This is a genomic window from Salipiger sp. HF18 (assembly GCF_011806505.1).
Classification (GTDB): domain Bacteria; phylum Pseudomonadota; class Alphaproteobacteria; order Rhodobacterales; family Rhodobacteraceae; genus Salipiger; species Salipiger thiooxidans.
This window is the reverse complement of sequence record NZ_JAATOS010000218.1, coordinates 1-6,614: the sequence shown is the minus strand read 5'-3', so window position 1 is coordinate 6,614 and position 6,614 is coordinate 1. Positions and strand designations below refer to the sequence as shown.

The following is a 6,614-nucleotide window of genomic DNA, read 5'->3' as shown; positions in this document are numbered from 1 at the left end:
CGCTGCGGCGCGAGCTGCAGGGCGTCACGCTCGAGGTCGGCGATCGCGTCGTGCTGCGCACCCAGATGACCGAGCTGCTCAGCCTGCAGCGCGACAAGTCGCTGAAACGCGTGGACCAGATCTCGGCGCGCGAGACCACCACGGTCGAGGTGCTGATCTCGCCCGGCTGCAAGATGGTCGGCCGCTCGCTGGGCGCCCTGCGCCTGCGGCGGCGCTACGGCGTCTACCCGCTGGCGGTGCACCGTCGGAACCAGAACATCGGTCGCAAGCTCGACGATCTCGTGGTGCGCGTGGGCGACACGCTGCTGCTCGAGGGCTCGCCCGAGGACATCAAGCGGCTGGCGGACGAGATGGAGCTGGTGGACGTGTCCCACCCCTCGGCCCGTGCCTTCCGGCGCGGCCATGCGCCCATCGCCATCGGTGCCATGGCGGGGATCGTCGTGCTTGCCGCGCTCGGGGTGGCCCCGATCCTGGCGCTTGCCGTGGTCGCCGTCGCGGTCGTGCTGCTGGCGCGCTGCATCGACGCCGACGAGGCGTTCTCGTTCATCGAGGGCCAGCTGCTGGCGCTGATCTTCGCCATGCTGGCAATCGGCGCAGCGCTGGAGCATTCCGGCGCGGTCGAGCTCATCGTGGGCGCGCTGGCGCCGTTTATGGAAGTGTTGCCGGGGCCGCTGCTGATCTGGGCGGTCTTCGTGCTGACCTCGGTGCTGACCGAGGCGGTCTCGAACAACGCCGTGGCGGTGGTGGTGACGCCCATCGCGATCTCGCTCGCCAACGCGCTCGGCATCGACCCGCGTCCGCTGGTGGTGGCGGTGATGGTGGCGGCCTCCTGCAGCTTCGCCACGCCCATCGGCTACCAGACCAACACGCTGGTCTATGGCCCGGGCGGCTACCGCTTCTCGGACTTCCTGCGGGTCGGCGTGCCGCTCAACATCACCGTGGGCATTCTCTCGTCGCTGCTGATCCCGCTGATCTGGCCGCTCTAGGGCGCGGCGATTGACAGCGGCCCGCGCGGGCCGCTTAACTCCGCCGCAGGAATTTCGAGGCCCCAGACGTGTTTTCCCTCTTCGTCCTGTCGTCCTACGCCCAGCCCATCGACAAGGTCGGGCTGCTGCCCGGCGAGGCGCGCAAGCTGGCGCCGGCCGAGCTTACCCTGCACAAGCGCATCGGCCAGCTCTCGCGGCTGCTGTCGCCGCTGACCCCGGAGGACGCGCTGCGCCGCCACGGTATCGCCGACGCCAAGGCCGCCCCGGCGCTCGATCAGCGTGATCTGCCTGACGTCGCCGCGATCCAGAGCCGGTTCGAGCACGTGGTGCCGGCGCCTCCCGGCAGCTCCGCAAGCTCGCGCGACCCCGAGGCCTACGCGCTGGCGCTGCTCTACCCGGACCTGCAGGTGGGCGCGGCGGCGCTCTACACCGAGACCAAGGGCACGCGGCTGGGCTTCTTCTGGCGCGGTATGCGCGAGGATGCCGAGGGCGCGGTAGAGGCGCTGCGGGCCGATCCGCTGCGCTTCGACCGGCTCTGGCGCGAGGTCACGCGCTTTCCCAAGCAGGGCTGATCCGGGGCCCACGCGGGGCAGGGTGGGGCACGAGCTCTGGCAAAATTGACTTTGACGTCAAACCTGCCTATATTGACTTACACGTCAATCCACGGATGCGATCAGGAGAGGTGGACATGGCACATACGGATTTCGAATCGCATGGCGCGGTGGCGGCCGAGGCCGACGACGGTGCCATCAACGGCTTCGGTGAGCCGGCGCAGTCCCTTTCGGGAAGCGCCGTCGACCCGGTGAAGCAGGCGCGCATCGCCGAGGCGGCGCTGCTCTCGGAGCTCGAGGGCGTGCTGAGCGAGCGCGACATCGGTCGCGCCGAGGCCGGAGCCGCCAAGGAGACGGCGCGGCTCATGGGCATGCAGATCGTGCGCAACATCCAGAAGCACAGCGGCATGACGCTGGACGAGCTGTCCAAGCGCAGCGGCGTTGCCGTCGGCACGATCTCGCGGCTGGCCACAGGTGCGCGCGGCACCGGCCCGGCGCTCTGGACGCTGATCGCGCTGTCGCAGGCCGGGGGCGTGCCGCTGAGCCTGCCCGAGGGCTGAACCGGGCATGATCTGCGCCCTACCGCTGGACGTGGCCGGATGGCTGCTCATCGCCTGTTTCCTCGTCGGCGGGATCTGGACCGTGGGCGTGCCGCTGCGCGCCCGCTGGCACGAGGCGCGGGCCCTGCGTGCGGCGCGGGCGCGGTCGGGCGATCTGGACATCGCGGCGCGCGCCAGCCTCGACGAGGCTGGCGGGCGCATCAAGGCGGGGCTCCTCGACGGCCCGCTGTCGAAGCCGCCGGCCTGGGTCGTGGTGGTGTCGGGCGTGGCACTGCTGCTGCGCATCGCGGTGGAGGTCGCAAAGACCTCCTGCGCGGGCTGAGGCACGCGGGGGACGGTCAACGTTGACCTCCGTCACTCGGGCCTCCGTCACTCGGGCCCCGTCACGTCAGCCTCCGACGCCCGGGCAGCTGACACCTGGACCTGTGCGACCCGGGCCTTCGTCGCCCACGTCCCCGTCGCCAGCCCCCGCTGTCAGCGGAAGCGCTGCACGAAGTTGCGCAGGATCCGCTCGGGCCAGATGACCTCGGCCTCGCGACACATTCCGATCAGACCCTCCGCCTCTTCCGGCGCGAAATAGCCGCGGTGGCGGTAGATGCGGATGCGCGTCTCGAAGCCCGCGGCATCGGCCTCGGGGTGGAACTGCGTGGCGTAGACGTTGGTGCCGTGGCGGATCATCTGGAACGGACAGGCCGCGCCCTCGAGCAGGTGCACGAGCCCCGGCGCCAGCGACTGCACCGCCTCCTTGTGGCCGACGAAGGCGTCGAAGCGCTCGGGCAGCCCGTCAAGCAGGGGATCGCGCGCGCCATCTTCGGTGACGCGGCAGGGGACGGCGCCCACCGGCTCGCCGTAGCGCGCCTTGCCGACCTCGGCGCCGAGGTGATGGGCCAGGATGCCGATGCCGTAGCAGCAGCCGAGATAGGGCACGTCATGGCGGGTGATCGCGGGCATCAGCGACAGGCAGGCCGCCTCGATCCGCGCCTCGACCGGCGATTTCTTCTCGGGCGGATCGGACACGCAGCCGGGACCGCCGCCGACGATCACCCCGGCATAATCGCGCGGATCGAGATCCGGCGGCAGATCCTCGCGGTCGAGACAGAGGCGGTGCACGTCCTCCTTGGCGAGACCGCCCTTGCGCAGGATGGCCTCGAACTCGTCGTCGCTGGCCTCGGTTTCGGGGCGCAGCTGGAGGATCAGGAAGCGGCTCATGATCTTCCCGAGGTAGCCCTTCGCGCGCGAAAGAAAAAGTCTGGACGGCGCGGGCGGGGGTGCGAAAGTTGCGCGATTCGGGAATTTGTGCTACCTATGGTAGATATACTCTCGGGGAAACTCTCCCCGTTACGGATTTGACCTTTGATTTAGAAGAACGAACCCATGCAACACAGTCTTCTTGCCCTGCTGCTCGCGGCCGCGGTGACCGTCTCCGCTGGCCCCGGCCCCAATCCCGAGTTCCAGAAGTGCTCCTGGTGACCCCGGTCACCTGACATAGCTCCTTTCACGCGTTCGGGGGACGCCACAGCCAAGCGAGCCGGTCTCATGCAGAACTATGCCATCTGGGCGATTGCCCTGGGCGCGGTGATCCTGCTTTTCGAAGCCTACAAGGAATACACCACCGCCGATGCCGTCGACAATCTGAAGTCGAACAACCAGACCTCGCGCAAGGAGCTCGAGAACGTCCGCATGTCGGCGCTCACCACCCGCTCCGAGCACCGGCGCGGGCTTCTCATCTACATGATATTCTTCATCGGGCTCTACGCCGTGCTGCTGCTGTCGCCCGAGCTGGTCACCGCCTTCATCGCCGGCAGCAGCCAGGCCGAGACCGTGAGCGGCGGCGCCAGCACCATCGCCCGCTCGATCGTCAACCGCGGCGAGGACGGCGCGGCGCAGGGGGCGCTGACCAACAGCACCGCGCTGCCGTTCTGGCTTGCCATGTCGATCACGCTCGGGGCGACCTCGCCCACCTTCCAGGTGATCGAGCGCAAGATCCGCGCCATCGCCTATTTCTTCGCAGGCGTGCCGCGCAATATCTTCCGGGTGCTGCAGTCGCTGGAAGAGCTCAACTACGGCCACTTCGGCGAGGACGCGCAAATGCCGCTGCTCCAGGCCTTCTGCGAGCGGCTCGAGGCGCATCCCGCAAACCCGATCCTGCGCGGCACCGTGCAGAGCATCGAGAGCTCGCTGCGCTGCATCGACCTGCTTCAGGCGCCGATCATCGGGCCGCAGCGCTCGGCCTTCCGCCAGCTTTTCAACGACGACGCGCCGCTCGCGCGCATCGACGACCTGCGGGCCCGCTACAACCAGCTTGCCAACAAGATCAGCGAGCTGCACAGCGACGACGAGGCGCTGCAGGAGCTGCAGGACGAGGCGGTGACGCTGGCCGACTCCATGCAGTGCCTGTTCGCGCTTTATGCCATCCGCTCGCGCCGCATCCCCGAGGCGCTGCGCGACACGCCCACCGCCGAGATCATCGAGAAGGTGGCGGGCGAGAGCACCGCGCAGTCGCTGCACGACATCACGCTGGCAAGCATCTTCGGCGCCGTCTTCAGCTACGTGCTGGTCGAGAAATACGCGCTGGTCGCAAGCGGCGTCGGTGCCTTCGGCGAGGCCGAGGAGGTCCGCGTCGTCGCCGCCGCCATGCTGATCCCGCTGCTGCCGGCGCTGGTGCTGCTGGCCTTTCTCACCATCCTGTTCCGCCACCTGCGCATCGACCAGGGCGCCTGGCCACGGCCCGAAACCGCGCAGATCCCGTTCTGGGATTACGCCAAGCTCGCCTTCTGGCCGGCGCTCTGCGCCAGCGTGCTTTACGGCCTCGTGACCTGCCTCTGTGCCGACGGCGTCGCCCGCCACATCCTCGCGGGCGAGGGCAGCAAGGCGGTGGGGGCGGGGCTCGCCTTTCTCGCCACCGAGGTGGAGCAGCTGCCGCGCATCTTCCTGATGTCCTACGTCTGCGCTTGCGGGCTGCTGTTCCTCGCGGATCAGCACGACCGGCTGCGCTGGTTCGTGACGCTTGGGGTGGCACTGGTGCTCTCGGCCTTCCTGTGGATGGTCGCCAACCTCGCCGCGAGCCTCTTCGGCATCGCGCCCCCGGGGCTGGTGACGCGCGCCGACATGACGATCATGGTGACGCTGCCCTTCTCGATCTTCCTGCTGCTCTACGCCAGCGCCGCCGAGTTCGCCGAGACCGAGTCGATGAAGCGCGTGTTCACCGCGGTGGGCCAGCCCTTCCGTGGCCGTCAGACCTGAGCCGATCCGAGAGGCCCCGATGATGCCCTGCCGAAGCCTTGCCGTTGCGCTCTTCGCCGCCGTGCTGCTCTGCCTGCCGGGCGTCCGCGCCCGGGCGCAGGCCGACCTGATCGTGGGGGTGCGCAGCGACGCGCCGCCCTTCGCCTATCTCGGGCCGCGCCGGACCGAGGGGCGAATGACGGTGGATGCACCCTCAGGGCAGGGAGACATGGTCTTCACCGGCTACATGGTCAACGTCTGCACCGGCGCGCTGGAGGAGCTGCGCAAGCGCGAGACCTTCACCGTCGAGTACCTCGCGGTGGATGCCCCCGACCGTTTCGAGGAGCTGCGCGCGGGCCGCATCGACATCCTCTGCGATCCCGCCACCATCACCCGCGAGCGGCTCGCCGGAGAGAATGTCTACGTCTCGCCGCCGGTCTATCTTTCGGGTGTGGGGCGCGCGCAGGTCAGCGAGCGGCAATGGGTGGCGCACTGGCCCTGTGTCGGGCCGGTGGTGGGCGTGGTCAATGGCACCACGGCACCGCGCGCGGTGAAGCTGATGGCCGACCAGTTCGGTTTCGGCGAAACCTTCTCGGAGGTGGTGCAGCGTCACCCCGACGTGGACAAGGTCGTGCTCAGCGAGAGCGAGGCCAACGACCTTACCCGCTGCGCCGCGGCGGCGGAGAAGTTCGGCAGGGACCCCGAGACCCTCGCCCCCTACACCAACCCCGACCCGGCGCTGACCGACCCGTCGGCGGCGGTGGCGGTGCGCAGCTATCCCGACCACCGGACGCTGGCGCGGGCGCTCTGCAGCGGCGAGATCTACTATTCCGTCGGCGATCTCGAGATCGTGTCGCGCGCCATCGCTGCGATCCGCGAGACCGAATTCCGGGACTGCACCGCCCGGGTCGATCCGCAGGTCTTCTCCGAGGAACGCTACGGTATCTTCGTGCATATCTCGGAGGAGTTGGACCGCAGCGACCGGCTTGCGCTCGCCTTTCTGCGCCAGCTCTCCATCGAGATCCACAAGGGCTACGACTCGATCCTCGTGCGCAGCTTCGCCGACAATTTCGACCGCTCGCGGATCTCGCAGTCGCTCGACATCTTCCTCTGGAGCGTGGTGGCCGGGGCCGAGTGACCCGCCGTCCACCCGCCGCCTGCAAACCGCCTGCCGGGGCGTGCCGGGGGCCTCTCTCGGCCCGCAGGCTTGCCAGCCCTCCATCGCATGGGGTAATGAGCCTCCAATTCCAAGCATAGCAAGGCAAGAGGCATCCATGGCCGGCCATTCCAAATGG

Annotated in this window: 7 protein-coding genes; 6 read left to right on the top strand and 1 reads right to left on the bottom strand. The window is 68.9% G+C overall.

Going from position 1 to position 6,614, the window contains the following annotated elements:
- The 4 genes from HC022_RS16375 to HC022_RS16360 all read left to right on the top strand — a co-directional run.
- The coding region (locus HC022_RS16375; RefSeq protein ID WP_175583613.1) for an SLC13 family permease at positions 1 to 986 on the top strand (986 nt) is incomplete at its 5' end.
- Between the two features lie 68 nt (positions 987 to 1,054).
- Positions 1,055 to 1,558, top strand: a complete 504-nt coding sequence (locus HC022_RS16370; RefSeq protein WP_167453141.1) for a hypothetical protein — start codon at positions 1,055 to 1,057, stop codon at positions 1,556 to 1,558.
- A gap of 116 nt (positions 1,559 to 1,674) precedes the next feature.
- Complete coding sequence (locus HC022_RS16365; protein ID WP_167453140.1) at positions 1,675 to 2,097, top strand: helix-turn-helix domain-containing protein; 423 nt, start codon at positions 1,675 to 1,677, stop codon at positions 2,095 to 2,097.
- A 7-nt stretch (positions 2,098 to 2,104) separates the two neighbouring features.
- The gene (locus HC022_RS16360) at positions 2,105 to 2,419 is read left to right on the top strand and encodes a hypothetical protein (protein WP_167453139.1); all 315 of its coding nucleotides are present in this window, start codon (positions 2,105 to 2,107) and stop codon (positions 2,417 to 2,419) included.
- 152 nt (positions 2,420 to 2,571) lie between these two features.
- Here HC022_RS16360 and HC022_RS16355 read toward each other — a convergent pair whose 3' ends face one another.
- On the bottom strand, positions 2,572 to 3,306 hold the full coding sequence (locus tag HC022_RS16355) for a glutamine amidotransferase (protein ID WP_167453138.1): 735 nt from the start codon (positions 3,304 to 3,306) through the stop codon (positions 2,572 to 2,574).
- A gap of 327 nt (positions 3,307 to 3,633) precedes the next feature.
- Between HC022_RS16355 and HC022_RS16350 the strand changes: the two genes are divergently transcribed.
- Together HC022_RS16350 and HC022_RS16345 are read left to right on the top strand one after the other, a co-directional pair.
- Positions 3,634 to 5,340 (top strand): hypothetical protein, encoded by a 1,707-nt coding sequence (locus HC022_RS16350; RefSeq protein WP_167453137.1) that lies wholly within the window; start codon positions 3,634 to 3,636, stop codon positions 5,338 to 5,340.
- Positions 5,341 to 5,359: 19 nt separating this feature from the next.
- On the top strand, positions 5,360 to 6,457 hold the full coding sequence (locus HC022_RS16345; protein WP_167453136.1) for a transporter substrate-binding domain-containing protein: 1,098 nt from the start codon (positions 5,360 to 5,362) through the stop codon (positions 6,455 to 6,457).
- The last annotated feature ends 157 nt before the right edge of the window (positions 6,458 to 6,614 follow it).

Excerpts from the sequence above, each read along its gene's own strand:
- HC022_RS16365 (WP_167453140.1), top strand. The coding sequence starts at position 1,675 with ATGGCACATACGGATTTCGAATCGCATGGCGCGGTGGCGGCCGAGGCC.
- HC022_RS16360 (WP_167453139.1), top strand. The coding sequence starts at position 2,105 with ATGATCTGCGCCCTACCGCTGGACGTGGCCGGATGGCTGCTCATCGCC.
- HC022_RS16355 (WP_167453138.1), bottom strand. The coding sequence starts at position 3,306 with ATGAGCCGCTTCCTGATCCTCCAGCTGCGCCCCGAAACCGAGGCCAGC.
- HC022_RS16350 (WP_167453137.1), top strand. The coding sequence starts at position 3,634 with ATGCAGAACTATGCCATCTGGGCGATTGCCCTGGGCGCGGTGATCCTG.
- HC022_RS16345 (WP_167453136.1), top strand. The coding sequence starts at position 5,360 with ATGATGCCCTGCCGAAGCCTTGCCGTTGCGCTCTTCGCCGCCGTGCTG.